This is a genomic window from Rhodococcus sp. (in: high G+C Gram-positive bacteria) (assembly GCF_049591685.1).
Classification (GTDB): Bacteria; Actinomycetota; Actinomycetes; order Mycobacteriales; family Mycobacteriaceae; genus Rhodococcoides.
This window is the reverse complement of record NZ_JBAWFH010000173.1, coordinates 1-19,870: the sequence shown is the minus strand read 5'-3', so window position 1 is coordinate 19,870 and position 19,870 is coordinate 1. Positions and strand designations below refer to the sequence as shown.

Annotated in this window: 19 protein-coding genes and 1 riboswitch; of the genes, 11 read left to right on the top strand and 8 right to left on the bottom strand. The window is 65.4% G+C overall.

Features of this window, described 5'->3' with window-relative positions; all coding sequences use genetic code 11:
- Positions 1–14 precede the first annotated feature (14 nt).
- Entirely contained in the window at positions 15–1,967 is a 1,953-nt protein-coding gene (locus tag WBQ44_RS07420; RefSeq protein ID WP_495566073.1) for a glycosyltransferase family 39 protein, read from the bottom strand.
- Positions 1,964–3,202 (bottom strand): bifunctional glycosyltransferase family 2/GtrA family protein, encoded by a 1,239-nt coding sequence (locus WBQ44_RS07415; RefSeq protein WP_495566072.1) that lies wholly within the window; start codon positions 3,200–3,202, stop codon positions 1,964–1,966. The genes WBQ44_RS07420 and WBQ44_RS07415 overlap by 4 nt, the downstream gene beginning before the upstream one ends.
- Positions 3,203–3,282: 80 nt before the next feature.
- On the opposite strand from WBQ44_RS07415, the gene WBQ44_RS07410 reads away from it, so the two are divergent.
- Complete coding sequence (locus tag WBQ44_RS07410; protein ID WP_495566071.1) at positions 3,283–3,708, top strand: HIT family protein; 426 nt, start codon at positions 3,283–3,285, stop codon at positions 3,706–3,708.
- Here WBQ44_RS07410 and WBQ44_RS07405 read toward each other — a convergent pair.
- Positions 3,701–4,216 carry a winged helix-turn-helix transcriptional regulator gene (locus WBQ44_RS07405; protein WP_495566070.1) on the bottom strand — a complete coding sequence of 172 codons (516 nt, stop codon included), beginning with the start codon at positions 4,214–4,216 and terminating at the stop codon, positions 3,701–3,703. The genes WBQ44_RS07410 and WBQ44_RS07405 overlap by 8 nt on opposite strands.
- Positions 4,217–4,296: 80 nt before the next feature.
- Between WBQ44_RS07405 and WBQ44_RS07400 the strand changes: the two genes are divergently transcribed.
- Complete coding sequence (locus WBQ44_RS07400) at positions 4,297–5,691, top strand: MFS transporter (RefSeq protein ID WP_495566069.1); 1,395 nt, start codon at positions 4,297–4,299, stop codon at positions 5,689–5,691.
- Here WBQ44_RS07400 and WBQ44_RS07395 read toward each other — a convergent pair.
- A complete protein-coding gene (locus tag WBQ44_RS07395) occupies positions 5,657–7,024 on the bottom strand; it encodes a sensor histidine kinase (protein ID WP_495566095.1) in 1,368 nt (455 codons plus the stop codon). The genes WBQ44_RS07400 and WBQ44_RS07395 overlap by 35 nt on opposite strands.
- 17 nt (positions 7,025–7,041) lie before the next feature.
- Entirely contained in the window at positions 7,042–7,740 is a 699-nt protein-coding gene (locus tag WBQ44_RS07390; protein WP_495566068.1) for a response regulator transcription factor, read from the bottom strand.
- Between the two features lie 77 nt (positions 7,741–7,817).
- Between WBQ44_RS07390 and WBQ44_RS07385 the strand changes: the two genes are divergently transcribed.
- The 4 genes from WBQ44_RS07385 (at position 7,818) to WBQ44_RS07370 (ending at position 10,769) form a co-directional block, all read left to right on the top strand.
- Positions 7,818–8,819 carry a permease gene (locus WBQ44_RS07385; RefSeq protein WP_495566067.1) on the top strand — a complete coding sequence of 334 codons (1,002 nt, stop codon included), beginning with the start codon at positions 7,818–7,820 and terminating at the stop codon, positions 8,817–8,819.
- Positions 8,816–9,523: a TIGR03943 family putative permease subunit gene (locus WBQ44_RS07380; protein WP_495566066.1), complete on the top strand. Its 708-nt coding sequence runs from the start codon at positions 8,816–8,818 to the stop codon at positions 9,521–9,523. The genes WBQ44_RS07385 and WBQ44_RS07380 overlap by 4 nt, the downstream gene beginning before the upstream one ends.
- 29 nt (positions 9,524–9,552) lie before the next feature.
- A riboswitch (guanidine-III (ykkC-III) riboswitch) is annotated at positions 9,553–9,615 on the top strand.
- Between the two features lie 13 nt (positions 9,616–9,628).
- A complete protein-coding gene (locus WBQ44_RS07375; protein ID WP_495566065.1) occupies positions 9,629–9,943 on the top strand; it encodes a DMT family transporter in 315 nt (104 codons plus the stop codon).
- A gap of 25 nt (positions 9,944–9,968) precedes the next feature.
- The gene (locus WBQ44_RS07370; protein ID WP_495566064.1) at positions 9,969–10,769 is read left to right on the top strand and encodes an ABC transporter; all 801 of its coding nucleotides are present in this window, start codon (positions 9,969–9,971) and stop codon (positions 10,767–10,769) included.
- On the opposite strand, the gene WBQ44_RS07365 is transcribed toward WBQ44_RS07370, so the two are convergent.
- Positions 10,763–11,461 (bottom strand): dienelactone hydrolase family protein, encoded by a 699-nt coding sequence (locus tag WBQ44_RS07365; protein ID WP_495566063.1) that lies wholly within the window; start codon positions 11,459–11,461, stop codon positions 10,763–10,765. The genes WBQ44_RS07370 and WBQ44_RS07365 overlap by 7 nt on opposite strands.
- Positions 11,462–11,470: 9 nt before the next feature.
- Positions 11,471–12,616 carry an acyl-CoA dehydrogenase family protein gene (locus tag WBQ44_RS07360; protein ID WP_495566062.1) on the bottom strand — a complete coding sequence of 382 codons (1,146 nt, stop codon included), beginning with the start codon at positions 12,614–12,616 and terminating at the stop codon, positions 11,471–11,473.
- A 47-nt stretch (positions 12,617–12,663) separates the two neighbouring features.
- Between WBQ44_RS07360 and WBQ44_RS07355 the strand changes: the two genes are divergently transcribed.
- Positions 12,664–13,242 (top strand): TetR/AcrR family transcriptional regulator, encoded by a 579-nt coding sequence (locus WBQ44_RS07355; RefSeq protein ID WP_495566061.1) that lies wholly within the window; start codon positions 12,664–12,666, stop codon positions 13,240–13,242.
- Here WBQ44_RS07355 and WBQ44_RS07350 read toward each other — a convergent pair.
- A complete protein-coding gene (locus WBQ44_RS07350) occupies positions 13,214–14,845 on the bottom strand; it encodes a PucR family transcriptional regulator (RefSeq protein WP_495566060.1) in 1,632 nt (543 codons plus the stop codon). The genes WBQ44_RS07355 and WBQ44_RS07350 overlap by 29 nt on opposite strands.
- A gap of 100 nt (positions 14,846–14,945) precedes the next feature.
- On the opposite strand from WBQ44_RS07350, the gene pruA reads away from it, so the two are divergent.
- The 4 genes from pruA (at position 14,946) to WBQ44_RS07330 (ending at position 19,681) form a co-directional block, all read left to right on the top strand.
- Positions 14,946–16,586 carry an L-glutamate gamma-semialdehyde dehydrogenase gene (gene pruA, locus WBQ44_RS07345; protein ID WP_495566059.1) on the top strand — a complete coding sequence of 547 codons (1,641 nt, stop codon included), beginning with the start codon at positions 14,946–14,948 and terminating at the stop codon, positions 16,584–16,586.
- Positions 16,583–17,527: a proline dehydrogenase family protein gene (locus WBQ44_RS07340; RefSeq protein WP_495566058.1), complete on the top strand. Its 945-nt coding sequence runs from the start codon at positions 16,583–16,585 to the stop codon at positions 17,525–17,527. Before pruA ends, WBQ44_RS07340 begins: the two co-directional genes overlap by 4 nt.
- Positions 17,528–17,605: 78 nt before the next feature.
- A complete protein-coding gene (locus WBQ44_RS07335) occupies positions 17,606–19,153 on the top strand; it encodes an alanine/glycine:cation symporter family protein (RefSeq protein ID WP_495566057.1) in 1,548 nt (515 codons plus the stop codon).
- Between the two features lie 15 nt (positions 19,154–19,168).
- A complete protein-coding gene (locus tag WBQ44_RS07330) occupies positions 19,169–19,681 on the top strand; it encodes a hypothetical protein (RefSeq protein ID WP_495566056.1) in 513 nt (170 codons plus the stop codon).
- Positions 19,682–19,870 lie beyond the last annotated feature (189 nt).

Sequence of the window (19,870 nt, the reverse complement as noted above, 5' to 3'; positions counted from 1 at the left end):
GTGAGCGAAACACCTCACGCGGTCAGGTCGTACATCGTCACACCGTCCACCGTGGTTGCCGCGTAGTTGTCTGTGACCCACTGGCTGATCTCGGCGGATGTGCCCGCGTTTCCGCCGCCCATTCCGCCGCCTGCGATGAACCAGTGAATCTGCCCGTCGACGACGTATTGCTGGAACTCGGCCAGCGTCGGCGACGGGTCGGTGCCGTTGAAACCGCCGATCGCCATGACGGGTTGTTCGGTGGCCAACTGGTAGCCCGATGCACTGTTCGAGCCGATGGCCGCGGCAACCCACGTGTACGAGTCCGCGTCGGTTTCGAGGAGCAAGGCGACGGCATCAGTAGGCTCGCTGCCACTGAGCAAACCTCCGCCTGCCCCGCCCATTGCGCCGCGTTCGGCACCCGTGGGCATCTGGCCTGCACGCATGGAACCCGGCCCGCCCGCATCGTCCGGGCGTCCACCACCCATACCACCCATACCGCCCGGCCCACCCGCGCCGGTGGAGGGCCCGGCGCTGACGATCGAGCCGGTGTGCGGGGTGGCAACCGTGTCGAGTGCGTACGCGGTCGGTCCGGCGAGTCCGGTGAACACGACGGCGAGAACGGTTGCCGCAGTCATCTTTCCGCGAGTCATGGCCGGGATCATCACCAGCGCGGCCGAGATGATGCCCACCACAACCATTGCCCAGCGGAGCCACGGCACGAAGTCCGCGCTGCGGCCCAGCAGAACCCACGACATCGCCACTGCAGCGACCAGCGCCAGTGTCATGACGACTCGCACCCACAATCGGGATCGGCTACGCCAGGCCAGCACGCCGCCCGCGCCGATCAGCGCAGCAATTGCGGGCGACAGAGCGACCGTGTAGTACGAGTGGAAGATGCCTGCCATGAAGCTGAACGTCAAGGCCGTGACGAGAAGCCACAGACCCCACACGACCAGCGCCGCCCGCTGGGGATCCGTGCGCCGCACCCGTCCACGGAGCGCGATGCCGAGCGCCATCAGTATCAGTGCCGACGGGATCAGCCAGGCGATCTGACCGCCCTGGGATGCGTCGAACATGCGGGTGATTCCGGTTTCGCCCCACATGCCACCGCCCGCGCCGGCTCCCCCGCCGCCAGGCGTGACGCTGCCGGTTTCGTTGCCGCTGAGCCGGCCCAGTCCGTTGTATCCCAGCGTCAACTCGAGGATGGAGTTGTTCTGAGATCCGCCGATCCACGGCCTCGACGATTCGGGCCACAGTTCGACGGCGAGCAGCCACCATCCAGCTGAGACGATGGCAGCACCCAACGCCGCGAACAATTGCCCGAACCGCTTCACGACCTTCGGCGGGCCGGCGACTATGTACATCAGCGCGATCGGCGGAACCACAAGCATGACCTGCAGCTGCTTGGTGAGGAATCCGAACCCGACGAACATGCCGGTGAGCAGCAGCCAGTTCGTTCTCCCGCTTTCGACTGCACGCATCGATGCCCATACGGCCGCGATCATGAGCAGCACGAGCAGCGCGTCGGGATTGTTGAACCGGAACATCAGGGCCGCAACGGGTGTGACCGCGAAAGTTAGACCTGCGAGAAGTCCTGCGGCCGCGCCGAACTGGCGTCGAATCGTCGCCCACAGCAGCGCCACGGATCCGACGCCCAGCAGTGCCTGCGGGATGAGCATCGCCCAGGAGCTGAGGCCGAACGCTCGAACCGATAACGCCATGAGCCACAGTGACATCGGTGGCTTGTCGACGGTGATGGCGTTGGCCGCGTCGGACGAGCCGAAGAAGAACGCCTTCCACGACACCGAACCGGCCTGCACCGCAGCGGCATAGAAGGAGTTGGCCCATCCCGACGCACCCAGGCCCCAGATGTAGGCGATCGCAGTTCCGACGAGCAGGGCACCGAGGCCTGCCCATTCCCACCTGCGGCCCGCATCGGGCTCGGGTGAGGCGGACGCCGAGGTCCGTTCTATCAGGGTGGTCATTCGGTAACTCCTCGAGCGGTACGAGTGGGCTGACTACGGAAGACCCACCGAAGTGCGACGAAGCGGCACACGGTGGCGACGAGGTTGGCTGCGACGAGGACAGCGAGTTCGACGTGGTGGGACGCTGTCGGTGCTGCGGCGTGCAGCACCACCAGGGAGCCACTGGTGACGGCGAGCGCGATGCCGAAGATCACCAGCCCTTGCAGTTGATGCTTGCCGACGTTCTCGGGTCCGCGGACTCCGAACGTGAAGGCCCGGTTGGCTGCTGTGTTGAGCACCGCGGTGACGAGCAGGCCGAGGAAGTTCGCGGCTTGCGCGCCGACCAGTGGGTGCAACACCACATACAGCAGGGCGTACGCAATGGTGCTCGCGACGCCGATGATCGCGAAACGCACGAGTTGCCCGACCATGCCGTGCGGTACTCCCGGCACGAGCGGCTCCCGTCCGAGACTCGACCGGAGTTCGGCGACGGGCAGTGCGCCCGACGCCAGTGCGCGGCCGACCCGCCAGCACCCTCGTAGATCCTTCAGCGCGGTGTCGACGATGTCGACGCTGCTGTCCGGGTCGTCCACCCAGTCGACGGGCACTTCGTGGATGCGCAGCCTGGCCTTCTCGGCGATGACGAGCAGTTCGGTGTCGAAGAACCACCCGGTGTCCTGCACCATCGGCAGCAGTCGCCGCGCGACGTCGGTGCGCATGGCCTTGAACCCGCATTGGGCGTCGGAGAAGTGCGCTCGCAGTGCGCCGCGGAGGATGAGGTTGTAACTGCGAGAGATTAATTCGCGCTTCGCCCCGCGGACGACGCGGGAGGAATGGGCGAGCCGGGAGCCGATCGCGACGTCCGAGTGCCCCGACAGCAGCGGGGCGATCAGGGGCATCAAAGCGTTGAGGTCGGTCGAAAGATCGACATCCATGTAGGCCACGACGTCGGCGGTCGAGCAAAGCCACACCGCCTTCAACGATCGTCCGCGTCCCTTCTCCTCGAGGTGGTGGACGTGGACGCCGTCGAGGTCGCCCGCGAGTCGGTGCGCGATCGCGAGGGTGCCGTCGGTGCTGGCGTTGTCGGCGATGGTGATCGATGCCCGGAACGGGAAGTTGCCGTTCAAGTGGGCGTGTAAACGCCGGATGCACTGCTCGAGGTCGGCTTGTTCGTTGTAGACGGGTACGACCACCTCGATGGTGGCTGCGGCAACCGAACCGGACCCGCTCCGGTCGGCGAGGAGTTCCTTTGTCATGGCATCGAGATTCGCTGCTGCGGCTGCGACCACGCTGCGTCCCGGCTGGCAGTTCGCTGTGTGCCGCTTAGGCTGGGGTCATGGCATCCGTGTTCAGCAAGATCATCAGCGGCGACATTCCAGGACGATTCGTATGGGAGGACGAGAAGACAGTCGGATTTCTGACCATCGCACCGGTCACGCAGGGCCACACCTTGATCGTTCCGCGCGAGGAGATCGATCAGTGGCAGGACGTCGACGGCGCAGTGTTCGGACAGCTCACGTCCGTGGCACAAAAGGTCGGTCAGGCCGTCAAAGCGGGTTTCGACGCACCCCGCGCCGGATTCCTCATTGCCGGCCTCGAAGTTCCGCATCTGCATCTGCACGTGTTTCCGGCGTACGACATGGGCAACTTCGACATCTCGCGCGCCGATCCGAATCCGTCACCGGAATCGCTGGACGAGGCCGCGGCCACGATCAAGGCGGCGTTGACCGATCTCGGTTACGGCGCGAACGTCCCTACCTGATCGGTTCGAGAAGTCGTCGCGGCGAGCGCAGGGCTTTCGACACTGCGTTCGGCCGCACGGCCGGGCCGATTCCCGGGCCCGGCCTCATCGCGACGTCGCAGGGGTCGGGGACGACGCCGCACGCGGGGCAGCTGCCCGTTCGGTCGAGCAAGTTGCCGCAGTCGGCATGCATAAATTCTCGACGCGACCCACCGGGCGCGGGCGCCTGCTTTCCGCCCCACTCGCTGAGCGCGTAGATCGCGGGCCACAGGTCTTCGAGAGCGCGTGTGGGAACGTATTCTTCGCGGCCCCCGTGCGGAACGCGTTCGAGGAGTCCGGCGTCGACGAGCGCAGCTAACCGTTGCGTCAGAACAGCTTTCGACATGTCCAGGTGGGTCTGGAAATCCGAAAACCTCCTGACTCCGAACAGAGAATCGCGGATGATCAGCAGCGTCCACCGTTCACCGACCAGTTCGAGCGCACGCGCGAGCGAGCAGTCCTGCTGGGCATAGTCGACACCGAGAGCCATGCGTCGATGCTACTCGATTGGTCTGTTGACCGAACCGAAACGGTCGGGCTACAGTTCGGTCACCGAACCGAAGGGTCACGATGTCAGTCACAGACACCCCCATGCTGCAGCGACGAGCACTGACCGTCGCCGGGCTGGGAACACTGCTTACCCTGGTCGCCTTCACCGCGCCTCTTGCCACCATCAGGTCGACCGCCGGGACACTGGGTAGCGACGCCGCCGGCACGACGTGGATTCTGAGTTCGATGAGCATCGGACTCGGTGCCGCCCTGCTCACCGCGGGGACGCTCGCCGACGACATCGGGCGGCGCCGGGTCTTCGTCGTCGGCAACGCCGTCCTGGCAGTCGGTTCGGTGATCTGCGCGGTCGCCCCCGGGACTCTCCCCTTCGTTCTCGCGCGAATCCTGCAGGGACTCGGCGGCGCCGCGGTGTTGGCGTCGAGCCTCGGCATCATCGCGCACACCCACCCGGTGGGACCTCTGCGCGCACGTGCGAGCGGCATCTGGGGTGCCAGCGTCGGCGCCGGCATCGCCGTCGGTCCGCTGGTTGCCGCGGGCCTGGACCGCGCCGCGTCGTGGCGCGACGCCTACTGGCTGCTCGCGATTCTCGCAGCAGCGCTTGCGATCACGGCGCACCGCATGCTCGTCGAATCACGGACGTCGACACCGCGTGGCCTGGATCCGGTCGGCGCAGCCCTGCTCGGACTCGGTGTGTCCGCTCTTCTGGCCGCGCTCGTCGAGGGAAGGCAGGGATGGTCGCAGCCCCTCCCCATCGCACTGTTCGTCGCGTCGGCGTTGCTGTTGATCGCATTCGGTCTGCTCGAATTTCGCAGCCGTTCGGCGATGTTGGACCTCACGCTGTTCACCCAACCGGCCTTCGTTGCAGCGACATTCGCGGCCCTGATGACCGGCGCCGGCATCATTGCGCTGATGTCGTTCATGTCCGGCTTCCTCGGGAACGCCTACGGCATCGACGCATTGAGCGCCGCGTTCCTACTGTTCGCCTGGTCCGGTTCATCGGTGGTCACCGCGCTGCTCGCACGCCGGATCCCGGCGAGCGTCAGCGGCGGAACGCAGCTCGCCATCGGATTGCTGGGTGTTGCCGTCGGGCAGCTCTTCCTGCTCGGCCTGTCCGAGGATTCGACATGGACCCGCCTGCTACCCGGCCTACTCGTCGCAGGAATCTCCAGCGGCGTGCTCAACGCAGCGCTCGGACGTGAAGCCGTTGCCAGTGTTCCCGCCGGACGCGCGGCGATGGGCAGCGGCGCCAACAACACTGCCCGCTATGTCGGTTCGGCCGTCGGCGTGACGATCGTGGCCGTACTCGCGGTTCCGAACGACACCGTTACCGCGGCTGGGTTGGTCGACGGCTGGAACACGGCGGTGCTGTTCACTGCCGCGGCGTCCGTCGTCGGTGCGCTCGTGGTGTTGGCGTGCCGCTCTACTGCGCGCGGGGCAGCACGACGCGAAAAGTAGCGCCGTCGCCGGGAGCGCTGTCGACTGTGACGGTTCCTCGATGCGCAGCAACGAGAGCAGCAACGATCGACAGTCCGAGACCGCTACCGCCGCTCTCCCTGGTGCGCGACGAGTCTGCCCGGTAGAACCGTTCGAAGACGTGCGCGGACTCCTCCGGAGAGAGCCCCGGGCCCGAGTCGCGGACGGCGAGTACCACCGAGATGTCCGTCGTGCCCACTGTGACTCCGATGTCGCCCTCGCCGTGCCGGATTGCGTTGTTCACGAGGTTCCCGAGCACCTGACGCAGCCGAGCGTCGTCGCCGGTGACCACGGGGATGCCGGGCCCCGGAAGCACTTTCAGCGAGATGATACGCTGCGGCGCGACCGCTCGGGCGTCGTGGACAGCGTCGGCCGCGATCGCGAGGACGTCGACGGAGGAGTTCTCCAGCGGACGTTGCGCGTCGAGGCGCGCGAGCATCAGCAGGTCTTCCACGAGCAGACCCATGCGTGACGCTTCGCCTTCGATGCGGTTCATCAGCGAGGTCATGTCGGTCATCGCGCCCTGGCGGTAGAGCTCGGCGAAGCCGCGGATGGTGGTCAGCGGAGTGCGCAGCTCGTGGCTGGCGTCGGCGACGAACCGGCGCATCTTGCTTTCCGACGCCCTGGCAGCTTCCTCCGACGCCTCACTCGCGGCGAATGCGCGTTGAATTTGGGACAGCATGCCGTTGAGCGCTGTCGACAGTCTGCCGATTTCGGTACGCTCGCTTCGTTCTGGAACCCGTTCGTGCAGATCACCCGCGGCAATTGCCGCTGCGGTTTCCTCGACGTGAACCAGTGGCCGCAGACTTCGCCTGACGACGAAGTACGTCACGATCGCAAGAATCCCGAGAACGACTGCGCCGATCATTGTTTGAAGCCTGATCAGTCGCTCCACCGTCAGGTTCGTCGGCGTCAAGCTCTGCGCGATCGTCGTCGTGCCCTGCGCGTTGGTAATCGTCAGAGCACGCCACTGCGTGGTTCCACCATCTGCGGATCCGGTTGTGACCGGACGCGATGCGTCGATGCCGTCGACATCGGGAGCGTCCGAGTTCTCGCCCTCTTCGAGCCGGACGACTCCGTTCGAGCCGACCGTCTTGACGTAGAAATCGATGGGCGGCCGACGATTGTCACCGAAGGGTGGTGGCATGTTTTCGTTCCGCGGCTCGGCCCAGCCGCGCGAGGCCTCGATCAAACTTTGGTCGACGCGGTCCACCAGCGATCGTTCGAGCGCCGAGGTGACAGCGACGCCGGACGCCAGGAGCCCACCCGCGACGAGGAACAGCAGTGCAGCCACCAGCGTCCACCGCAGGGGCACGTCTCGTAGCCGGGCCTTCACCGCGGTTGCCGCATGACGTAGCCGACGCCGCGGAGAGTGTGAATCAGGCGTGTGTCACCGGTATCGACCTTGCGACGCAGATAGGACACGTACGACTCGACGACGCCGACCTCACCACCGAAGTCGTAGTGCCAGACGTGATCGAGGATGCGCGGCTTGCTCAGTACCGTCCCCGCGTTGATCATGAAGTACCGCAGTAGCGTGAACTCCGTCGGCGACAACGACACCGGCTCACCGGCTTTCCACACTTCGTGCGTGTCGTCGTCGAGTTCGATGTCCGCGAACGTGATTCGCGACGGCGCCGCCTCCTCCTTCTGTCCCGACCGGCGCAGAATGACACGCAACCGGGCAACGACCTCTTCGAGGCTGAAGGGCTTGGTGACGTAGTCGTCGGCGCCGAGGGTGAGTCCGGAGACCTTGTCCTCGACGGAGTCGCGTGCCGTCAGGAAGAGCGCCGGGGCGTCGACGCCGTCCGCGCGCAGGCGTCGGAGAAGTCCGAAGCCGTCCATCCCGGGCATCATCACGTCGAGGATGACCGCGTCGGGCCGGAAGGTGCGTGCTTTGTCGAGGCCTTCGGGCCCGGACGAAGCCGTCTGCACCTCGAAGCCCTGGAATTTCAGGCTCACCGACAACAGTTCCAGAATCGTCGGCTCGTCGTCCACCACCAGTACGCGGGCTTCTGCTGTATTGCTCACAGCTACATCATGGACCGGCCACCTTCGCGCTTGCTGCCCTCTCGCTGTGAGTTTTCTGTGAGGCATGATGGACGGCGATGGTCAGGACCGAGCAGCCGCCGCGACGCCGCGTCTCCGTCAACTCCATGCACGTATTCGCACTGTTGCTCGTATCGGCCATCGTGTTCCGAGAAGAGCTGGTCGGCGCGGTCAACTCCATTCCGCAGCTACAGACGGGCGCAACGATCTTCCTGGGCGTCTTCGTCCAGGCGACGCCCTTCCTGGTACTCGGGGTGTTGGTCAGCGGTGTCATCGCGGCATACGTATCCCCTCGCGTCATCCGGCGGCTGCTACCGAAGGGCGAGACAGCGGCCGTCGGGGTGTCCGGCCTCGCGGGCATGGCACTCCCCGGTTGCGAGTGCGGCGCCGTGCCCGTGTCCCGGCGACTCATGGATCAGGGCGCGCCGGCATCGGCGGCACTTGCTTTCCTCCTGTCCGCTCCGGCGATCAACCCGGTGGTGCTGGTCTCGACGGCTGTCGCCTTTCCCGGGGAGCCGCGCATGGTGCTCGCACGGTTCGTCGGATCATTGGCTACCGCTCTCACGATGGGGTGGTTGTGGGCGCGGCTGGGCAAGACCGAGTGGATCACCGCGAAGTTGGCCGACCGCCACGAGAGCAGCGGCCGATCCAAGTGGGAGGTGTTCTCCGAGGCCGCGCGTCACGATCTGCTGCAGGCGGGAGCGTTCCTCGTCTTCGGTGCAGGCGCCGCGGCGGTGCTGCACATCATCGTGCCCGACTCGATCCTCGAGCATCTGGCAGGTCAGATGCTCCTCGCGATCCTGGTGATGGCCGTGCTGGCCGTCGTCCTCGCGTTGTGCTCGGAGGCCGACGCGTTCGTCGCGGCCAGTATGTCGATGTTGCCGCTGCTGCCGCGCCTGGTCTTCCTCGTTGTCGGGCCCGCCGTCGACGTCAAGCTCATCGCAATGCAGGCCGGTAGCTTCGGGCGCGGATTCGTCGTCAGGTTCGCGCCTGTCACGTTCGTCGTTGCCATCGTCTGCGCCACCGTCGCGGGATTCGTCGTGCTCGGGGGTGCACGATGACGCGAGAAACGCAGAACGTACTGCTGGTGCTCGTCGGCGGCGCGATGGTCAAGATTGCGCTCGACGGCAGCTTCGTGCGGTACGTCAAACCGAGCCTGCACCCCTATCTGTTGGCGAGCGGGGCGTTGATCGTGGTGCTGGCCCTCGCCGCGATCGTGCGCGACGTCTCCCGGGGCGGACCGCCGCACGAAGGTTCCGACGAGGAGGGCCATACGCACAGCAGCCGACCGTACTCGCTGCTGATGATACCTGCCGCGCTGATTCTGTTCGTGGCGCCGCCCGCTCTGAGTGTGTCTTCGGTGTCGGATCGGGTGGCCGAGTCTGGTCCGCTCGAACGAACCGCATTCGCGCCGCTGCCCGACGGCGAAGCCCCTGAGGTACCGATGCTCGACGTGGTCCAGCGTGCTGCTCGCGACACCACCGGCAGCCTCGACGGACGGGAGATCACAGTGACGGGAATGCCCGTCGACAACCCCGACGGCGGCGTCGACCTCGCTCGGATCCTCATCATCTGCTGCGCGGCCGACGCGCGGTCCATCCGCATTCATCTGGACAAGCCCCCGACCAGCGAGTGGCAGCAGGGCGAATGGTTGCGCGTTCGCGGGACCGTCGGGAAGTCGTCGCCCGCAACTGGGAACGTCCCGACAATGACCGTCACCGGCGTCGAGCAGATTCCGGCGCCGGACAACACATATGCCTACTGACGGGCACCGGCATCAAAGTGGTACAATCGTACTAGTCTGAAAGGACTGACGGACGAGCGCACCGTACCCGGCCTACGACAAGACGGTGCATGGGAGTGTTTCCTCGTGGCGTGGATAGTTCTCGTGATTTCCGGTGTCTTCGAAGCTGTGTGGGCGACAGCCCTCGGCAAATCGGAGGGATTCACTCGGCTGGCACCTTCGGTGGTGTTCGGAGTCGGATTGTTGATCAGCATGGCCGGTTTGGCCTATTCGATGCGGACGCTGCCCATCGGCACCGCGTATGCCGTCTGGGTGGGCATCGGTGCAGCTCTGACCGTTGCCTATGCGATGGCGACGGGCGACGAGCCTGCGTCCTGGATCAAGATCGCTCTGCTCGTGGGCATCGTCGGCTGCGTCGTCGGCCTGAAGCTGCTGCACTGATGTCTCCAGCGGTTACAGTAAAACCATGAACTGGGTGTCCGCGATCACATTGCCAGCACGTGCAGGGATCGCCATTGCCGAGACGGCCCTTCAAGTGACCGGAACAATCCTCAGCACCACCCGGTTCGCGCTCGAATCGGGCATGGCGTCCCCCGCCAACATCGCGTCGGTCACCAATCCCAAGGGCGGCACGATGCAACTGCTCACTCAGCTGGGGCAACTGACCTCGGATGATCGCGCGCTCGGAAACGCACTGCGCGAAGGCGGGCCGGTGGACCGACTGCTGTCCAACGGTGGCGTCGTCGACCGCCTTACTTCGGAAGAGGGCACCCTCGAACGGTTGCTGGCGCCGGGCGGACCGGTCGACAGGATCACCGCCAAGGGCGGACCCCTCGACCGTTTGCTCGCCGAGGACGGTCCACTCGAACGACTACTGGCCGAGGGCGGCCTGCTGGACCGCATGACCGCGGTCGACGGTCCGCTCGAACGCCTCACCGCGTCGGACGGCCCACTCGAACTCCTGACCCGCGACGGAGGCATCATCGAGCGGATGATTCAGGAGGGTGGCCTGCTCGAGCAACTGCTTGCCGAGGGCGGCGCCGTGGAGCGGCTGACCGCAGAGGGCGGCCCACTCGATCAGCTGGTGACGTTGTCCGAGACGCTCGCGCAGCTGGCGCCCAACCTCGAACGCATGGGCATCAGCATCGACATCCTGCAGGACTCCGTCGAGATCCTTTCCCAGGCCGTCAATCCGCTGGGCGAGTTGGTCGGCCGGCTCCCCAACCGCTGGCTCAAGGGCAAGCAGTCGATGCCCGAACTTCAGTGAAGGTGAGTTTCGAAGAACCGAAACACGCGCCCGAATGCGTCTTCGGCCTGCTCGCCCCGCCATCCCACTCCGGCGACCCGGGCGAGTGCACCTGCAGGTCCTGACGGCAGGGCGTTGGCGAAACTGTGACTCGCACCGGGGTAGGTCTTGACGTCGTGCGGTATTCCCTTCTCCGTCAGCACCTTCTCGATCTTCCTGCCGGCGCCGATCAGCGTCGGGTCGTTTTTGCCGTAGGACGCGACAATTGGGCACGCACCGCTCAGCACCTCGTCCACGCGCCGGGGAGTAATGCCGTAGAACGGTGCGCTGGCATCGAAACCGCTGGGCGAGAGCAGCAGAGCGAACCCGCCGCCCATGCAGAATCCGACGATGCCGACCTTCCCCGCGACATCGGCATGACCGGCCAAGAACTCACGTGCTGCGAGTAGATCGTCGACGGCCACCCCGCTCTGCCCCAGCAACGCGCGAAAGACACCGATGACGCATTTGCGAGCGCCACCGCGGCTGTACAGGTCCGGAGCCAGCGCAACGTATCCGTGCTCGGCGAACCGTCGCGTGATGCTTCTCGTGTCGTCGGTCAGCCCGAAGGCATCGTGAACGATGACGACTCCGGGCCACTGTCCATCTCCAGACGGCCTCTCGAACAATGCATCGATGGATCCGTTCGGTGTGTCGACCTGGATGTCAGCCATACGGCGAGGCTAGCCCACCCGCTTCAAGCTCCGCGCGATGACGAGGCGTTGAATCTGGTTGGTGCCCTCGAAGATCTGCGTGATCTTGGCGTCGCGCATGTACCGCTCGACCCGGAAGTCCCTCGTGTAGCCGTAGCCACCGAACACCTGCACGGCGTCGGTGGTCACCTTCATCGCGGCATCGGTGGCGATGAGCTTGGCGACTGACGCGGCCCGCGAATAGTCGAGTCCGGCGTCGCGTCTGCGTGCGGCGTCGAGGTAGGTCGCGCGAGCCGAGTCGACCGCTGCGGCCATGTCTGCCAACAGAAATCCGAGTCCCTGATGGTCGACGATCTTCTTCCCGAACGCAGTGCGCTCGTTGGCGTAGGCGACGGCGTCGTCCAGAGCTGCCTGCGCGATACCGACGGCCACCGCCGCGATGCCGAGGCGGCCGGAGTCGAGCGCGCTGAATGCGATCTGCAGCCCTTGCCCCTCTGTCCCGAGGCGCCGTTCGGCCGAGACGAACGCGTTGTCGTAGTTGGCCGCGGTGGTGGGAACGGAATGTAGACCCATCTTCTCTTCCGGCTTGCCGAACGACAGGCCTTCCTGATCCTTCGGAATCAGGAAGCAGGACACACCCTTCGAGCCCTCGCCGGTGCGGGCGAAAAGGTTGTAGAAGTCGGCGATGCCTCCGTGCGTGATCCAGGCTTTGGCACCGCTGACGACGTATCCGTCCCCCTTCGGGATGGCCTTGCAGGTCAGGGCCGCGGCATCGGATCCAGCCTGGGGCTCGGACAGGCTGTACGCGCCGATCAGGTGTCCGGCCAACATGTCCGGCAGCCAGCGCTGCTTCTGCTCTTCGGTGCCGAACACGAGCAGGGGCGAGCATGCCAACGAGTGAACGCTGACGGCCACCGCGACGGCTGCCCAGCGCGCGGCGAGCTCCTCGAGCACCTGCAGGTAGACCTCGTAGGGCTGACCGCCGCCGCCCCACTCCTCGGGAAACGGTAGAGAGAGCAAGCCCGCCTCGCCGAGGGTGGCGAAGACACCGTCGGGGTACGTCTCGTTCTTCTCGTGCTCGTCGACGATGGGGTCGAGGACCTTGTCCGCGACAGCGCGGGTGAGCTCAATCAGATCGCGGGATTCAGCGGTGGGCAATAGACGTTCGACGGGCACCTGGACTCCTGACAGTACTGAGGGTTTCTCTACAGTACTATCCACCTATGACGGCAGCGCACGCAACGGCTCGACGAGCCGAACTTTTCGATCAGCTGGTCGAGTTGCTCCTTGCCGAGGGTTTCGCCCACCTGACCCTCGACGAGATCGCGTCGCGGCTGCGCTGCAGCAAATCGACGCTCTATACCCTTGCCGGAAGCAAAGAGCAGCTCGTGCGTGCGGCAACCGTTCACTTCTTCCGCGGGGCCACCGAGCGTGTCGAAGCTGCGATCGCCGACGTACGGGGCACCACCGAGCGCCTGACCGCATATCTGTCCGCCGTCGGCGTCGCGCTGCAACCGGCGTCGCGCCGGTTCATGGAGGACCTCGCCGCATTCGTACCGGCGCGGGAGGTGTACGAGCAAAACACCGCTTTCGCAGCGAAGCGCGTGCAGGAGCTCGTCGACGCCGGCACGGCCTCGGGCGAAGTGCGGACTGTCCATGCGGCATTCGTCGCGGACGTCGCCGCGTCGACGATGGCGCGCATTCAGTCCAGAGAGGTCGCCGAACGCACCGGTCTCGACGACTCGCAGGCATACACGGAGCTGGCGGCGCTTCTCACCGCGGGAATCCGGAGCGCGATCTGATGCGGAGTTGCTGTTCGATGCGCAGTTGCAGCTCGACGAGCAGTCGCTCGTCCGCGTTCGAAAGGTCTGCGCCCAATATCTCTTCGACCCGTTTGATGCGGTAACGCAACGTGTTCGGATGAACCTGCAATTCGCCTGCGGCACCTCGAACGTCCCCGAAGTGAGCCAGGTACGCCGCGAGGCTTTCGGTCATCGGCGATCCGGTCTTGGCGTCGTATGCCCGCAAGCGCTCGATTCTCGGATCGAGTAGGTGCTCGTGATTGCCGACGAGTTCGATTATTTCGCTCAGCAACACCGACGTTCGGGATTCGGCGAGCGTCGTGACCCTGTTGTCACCGGTCGTGCGATCGAGCACTCGGTCCACCTCGAAGCGCGCCGCGGCGACGTCTGCGAGAGTCGCGACCGGCACGACGAGAGCAGCCCGCAGGCCGATGCCCGTGCGTTGATCGATCCTGGCAATCACGTCGCGGGCCCAGGACTCGAGCGAACGCGCGACGATCTCGCCAGGGAACAACACGTAGATGCGGTCACCCATCGCAGTGGCGAGTGAGGAACGGTGAAAAGCGCTGGCGTGCAACCGTAGTGCGCTCGAAAGATGACCGACCGAGAAGTCGGTCATGCCCGCGAACCCGACCACCGCGGCGGGCCCCGTGGACGAAATAGACAGTGCCGCAGCGAGCGACGGAATGTCGACGCCGCCTCCGCGCGCACCCAAAAGTCGCTGGATTTGAAGTGCCTCGTTGGTCGGCGCGTCGAGTATCCGTTTGATCAATCTCGCTGCGACGGCAGCGGCACCCTGCAGAACACCGTCGGCGTCCGGCGCTATCGGCACGCCGCCTTCCTGCACCCAGATGGCGCCGAGGGTGGCGACTGCGCCCGAGGCGTCGGGAATCGACCGGATGCCCACGACGAGTCGACGCCTGATCCCGAGATCGTCGTCGGCCGGAACCTCGACCACGTCGTCACTTCGCCGGATCTTGTCGAAAACGCCCCACTCACGCAGCCGTCGAAGGTAATCGGCAGGTCCCTCACGGCCGAGGATCGACAGGGTGCGGAGTTCGTCCGCTGCGTCGTCCGCGGCCGAGTACGCCAGCACGTGCGAACGCTCGTCCTCGATGCTGACCATCCCCTTCGTCAGCGATGCGACGGTGCGTGCCAACCCGTACAGGTCGGTGTCCTGGGATTCCGCACCGAGAGGGCCTCCAGGAAGGAGCGGGGCGCGCTGCACCGAATGATCGAGCACACCCCTGATCATCGACAGCAGCCGTTCCCACCGCGTCTGCGCGTGCACCGACACCAGAGCGATGCCCGACGCCTTGGCCGCGTGATGCGTAGCCGCCGACGTCCCCTTGGCCATCACCGCGCGCGGCCGCTCGTCGACGCCGCGTAGCGCCAACTCGTCGAGCCATGCGACCACCAGCGCATCGGGAGCGCCGACGATCAGACACAGGTCGGCACCGGCGCTCACGCCGGAGAGTTCGTCGGCGTCGAGCAGCGCCACCGATCCGATGGTCGCGTCCGGCCCGACGGGCGCGTACACCAGCTCGACGAACGCGCCGTGGAGCGCGCGAAGCAGCGAGCCCAGCGGTAGGCGTTCGTTCACCTGAACAAGTCAACCACACGATCTTTGGCCGAACGGCAGAATACTTGCGGCTCCTCCGCGACTTCAATGGGCATCACCCGAGCACAGCAGGAGGATCACAGTGGACGCCGTCACTTCGGTTCCAACGCCGACCAACGAGCCCGTCGGTTCGTACGCACCCGGCACCCCCGAGCGAGCCCGCCTTCGCGTGCAGCTCGACGCGCTACAGGCTACACCGACGGACATCCGCCAGGTCATCGGCGGCGTTCACCGCGTCGCCGGGGGCGCGCGCGTGGACGTGGTGCAACCCCATCGGCACTCGTCGGTCATCGGTAGCTTCTCCGGTGCCACCCACGAGGACGTCCGTGACGCCATCGACGCGGCCACCGCGGCAGCCCCGGGCTGGCGAGACTTGCCGTTCGACGATCGCGCCGCGGTCTTTCTTCGCGCAGCCGACCTGTTGGCGGGCCCGTGGCGCGAAAAGATCGCCGCTGCCACGATGCTCGGCCAGTCGAAGTCCGCCTATCAGGCCGAAATCGACTCCCCCTGCGAGCTGATCGACTTCTGGCGGTTCAACGTCGCGTTCGCCCGACAGATCCTCGCGGACCAGCCCGTCTCGTCGCCCGGCGTCTGGAATCGGGTGGAGTACCGCCCCCTCGAGGGTTTCGTCTACGCCATCACACCCTTCAACTTCACCGCGATTGCCGGCAACCTGCCGACCGCGCCCGCACTGATGGGCAACACCGTGCTGTGGAAGCCGTCGCCCACCCAGTCCGTTGCCGCGTACCTGACACTGCAACTACTCGAAGCCGCCGGATTGCCCCCGGGTGTCATCAACCTCGTCCTCGGTGACGGCCCGCTCGTCTCCGAAGTCGCACTGAACGATCCACGCCTGGCCGGCATCCATTTCACCGGCTCGACCGCGACGTTCCAGCATCTGTGGCGCGAGGTGGGCAACAACATCTCGAATTACAACGCCTACCCCCGCCTCGTCGGCGAGACCGGAGGCAAGGACTTCGTCCTCGCGCACTCCTCCGCCGACCCCGAGGTGCTGACCACCGCCCTCATCCGTGGCGCCTTCGACTACCAGGGCCAGAAGTGCTCGGCAGCATCTCGGGCATTCGTCCCCAAATCCGTCTGGGCCGAGATGGGTGACTCGTTCGTGGAGCAGGTCTCGCAGCTGAAATACGGCGACGTGACGGACCTGTCGAACTACGGCGGCGCCGTCATCGACAGGCGCGCGTTCGACCGCAACGCCGCCGCCCTCGAACGGGCGAAGTCGACGCCCAGCCTCACCATCGCCGCGGGCGGAACGTGCGACGACTCCGAAGGCTACTTCGTCGACCCGACAGTCCTGGTGGGTGACGACCCGACCGACGACGCGTTCTCGACCGAATATTTCGGACCGATCCTCGCCGTGCACGTCTACGAAGACGCGCAGTATCCCGACATTCTGAAGCTCGTCGACTCAGGGTCGAAGTATGCGCTCACGGGCGCCGTCATCGCGAACGATCGCACCGCCGTCGACGAGGCCCACCGGGCGTTGCGCTTCGCGGCCGGAAACTTCTACATCAACGACAAGCCGACGGGAGCGGTTGTGGGACAACAGCCTTTCGGTGGGGCCCGCGCCTCCGGCACCAACGACAAAGCCGGCTCGCCGCAGAACCTCTTGCGCTGGGCGTCCGCACGCACCGTCAAGGAAACGTTCGTCCCTCCGACAACGCACCGCTACCCACACCAGGACGGCGAGGGCACGACATGACGACCGTACGCAGCAACCCGCTACGCCCGGCACTGTTGGCGGCGGCTCGATCGCCGAGGATCGAAGCCACGATGAGCAAGTTGCCCATCACCCGTCAACTGGTGGAGCGTTTCGTCGCCGGTGAAACCGAACCGGAGGTCGTGTCCGCGGTTGCCGACCTACTCGGAAGCGGACGCTTCGTTTCCGTCGACTATCTGGGCGAGGACACCACCGACGCAGCGCAGGCCACCGCCACAGTCGATGCGTATTTGTCGCTGCTGCGGGCGTATTCGGCGCTCGACGGTGCACATCGCTCACTCGAAGTGTCGGTGAAACTGTCGGCACTGGGGCAGGGCATCGACCGGTCGCTTGCCATCGAGAACGCCCGAACGATCTGCGCGGCCGCCGACGGGGCGGGCGTGTGGGTCACCGTCGACGCCGAGGATCACACGACGACGGATTCGACGCTGTCGATCGTGCGTGAACTTCGTCGAGAGTTTCCCGACCTCGGCACGGTGCTACAGGCGTATCTGAAACGCACCGAAGAGGATTGCCGCTCACTGTCGGGTCACCGGTCGAGAATCCGCTTGTGCAAGGGCGCCTACAACGAACCCGAATCCGTGGCGTTCCAGAAACCCGCGGACGTGTCGGACTCCTACGTCCGGTGTCTCGCAGTGCTCATGGAGGGCCAGGGTTATCCGATGGTGGCGACGCACGATCCCCAGATGATCGACGCTGCAGGGGGATTGGCGAAGACAACCGGGCGCACACCCGATTCGTACGAATTCCAAATGCTGTACGGCATTCGCGACGCCGAACAACGCCGGCTCGTCGGCGCAGGAAACACCGTGCGCGTCTACGTTCCGTACGGCGACCAGTGGTACCGCTACTTCATGCGTCGCCTCGCCGAACGCCCCGCGAACCTGATGTTCTTCCTCCGGTCGTTGGTGTCCAGACACTGATCGACATCAGGTAAAAAAAGTTCGATGGTCCGCCCAAAAGGGGGTCATCCCGATGCCGCGTGCGGTTGTATGCGAAGTATGAGTTCGAACCCCCTGGCACTTGACCTGATAGCCGCGGACGGAGGGACGATCAGCACGATCGAGACAGCGATCAACGACGCGTTCGATCCGATCTCCGCCGCGGTCACCAACTTCGTCTTCTTCACCGTCGACATCGGCGGCGCCGCCGTTCCGTTGATCGTCCTGTGGCTGATTCTCGGCGCCATCGTCTTCACCATCACCTTCAAGTTCATCCAGGTCCGCGGAATCAAGCGCGCTTTGATTCTTGTCAGCGGTAAGGAGGACGAACCGGACGCGCCCGGCGAAGTCAGTCACTTCCGCGCCCTCACCGCGGCCGTATCGGGCACCGTCGGCCTCGGCAACATCGCGGGCGTCGCGGTCGCCGTCACGCTCGGTGGCCCCGGAGCCACACTGTGGATGATCTTGGCCGGTCTCCTCGGCATGGCGTCCAAGTTCACCGAATGCACCTTGGGCGTGAAATACCGAGACATCAACGAAGACGGCACCGTCTCGGGTGGCCCGATGAAGTACCTGACCAAGGGGCTGGCGGAACGGGGCCTCGCGAAGGTCGGCAAGGTAATGGCGGTCTTCTACGCGATCGTCATCACGTTCTTTGCGATCAGCGGCGGAAACATGTTCCAGGCCAATCAAACCTACGCGCAGGTCCGAGCCGTCACCGGCGGAGATGACGGGTTCCTGGGGTCGGACGGCGCCAAGACGATCTTCGGCATCGTCGTTGCGATGATCATCGGTGTCGTCATCATCGGCGGAATGAAGTCGATCTCGGCAGTGACGGCGAAACTCGTTCCGGCGATGGCGATCGTCTACGTTGCGGCCTGTGGCATCGTGATCGCCGTCAACTACGCCTCCGTTCCTTCGGCCTTCGTAGCCATCTTCGAGGGCGCGTTCTCGCCCGAGGGTGTGGCCGGCGGAATTCTGGGCGTGATGATCATCGGCTTCCAACGCGCAGCGTTCTCCAACGAAGCGGGCCTCGGTTCTGCAGCCATCGCCCACTCCGCAGTCAAAACCCGGCATCCGGTCACCGAGGGTTTCGTAGCAATGCTCGAACCGTTCATCGACACCGTCGTCATCTGCACCGCAACCGCGCTGACCATCGTCATCGCCAACACGCAGACATGGCAGGACCAACGGCAGATCGTTGCCGAGACCGGTGAAATCCCTGCTGGCGGCGTCACCCTCACCTCCGACGCCTTCGAGACGGTGCTGCCGTGGTTCCCGTACGTGCTGACCGTCGCCGTCGCGCTGTTCGCACTGTCGACGGCCATCACCTGGGCGTACTACGGACTCCAGGCGTGGACGTCGCTGTTCGGACGCAGCCGTTTCTCCCGCACGTTCTTCAACACCATGTTCTGCATCTTCACCGTCATCGGAACTGTGCTGTCGCTGGGTTCGGTCCTCGATTTCGCCGACGCCACCCTGTTCTTGCTGGCTCTGGTCAACATCACCGGCTTGTATTTACTGCTCCCCGTGGTCAAGCGAGAAATCATCAGCTACCAGCAATTCCGGCGCGGTGAGCGCACCGACGAGACGGTCGAGATGAAGTGAGGTAGACAGGACCACATGAAGAAGGCACGTCGCTCAGGGTCGCAACTCGCGATATGGGTGGCGTGCTCTCTGTTTGCTGCGTCGTTGGTCTGGTTGGCCACGACAGCCGGAGACACCGTGCCGGCGCATTTCGACGGGTCCGGATCGGTGACGAGAACGGATTCGACCTCGTCGTTTCTGCTGTCAATGGGACTGACAGCGCTGGCGTTGACGGCACTGTTCGCCGGGGCAAGGGTGTTGCTTCCGCGGCTTCCCGGAGGTGCCGTCAATCTGCCGAGCCGTGACGCGCACGCCTATTGGACTGCGCCAGAAAACCGCGCCGAGTTCGACCGCAGGATGAGCGAGGACCTCGAGTGGATCGGCGCAGCCACCTTGCTGCTGTTGACATGGTTCACCCTGGTGTCAGGTACGGCCGAGGTTGCGGTCAGCGTCTGGGCACTCGCGGTGCCTACCGTCGCATATATCGCCGCCCTGCTCGGCTACGCGGTGTATGCCGTGCGAGGCGGTAGGTATCGCGTGCCTCGCTGAACCCCATCTTCTTCAAACCTGCCGCACTCGAAATGCCGGGGTTGTTAGAACGGTGGTGGTGCGTTCCTCTCACGTAGGCGGCGGATCGACTTGTGTTCGCGAAACCGTCGCCGCAGCAGGCGGACTCGGGTACGGGCGGCGTCGGTCGCCGCGGCACGGTAGTCGGCTGCGGTAGGAGATGGGGCGTCG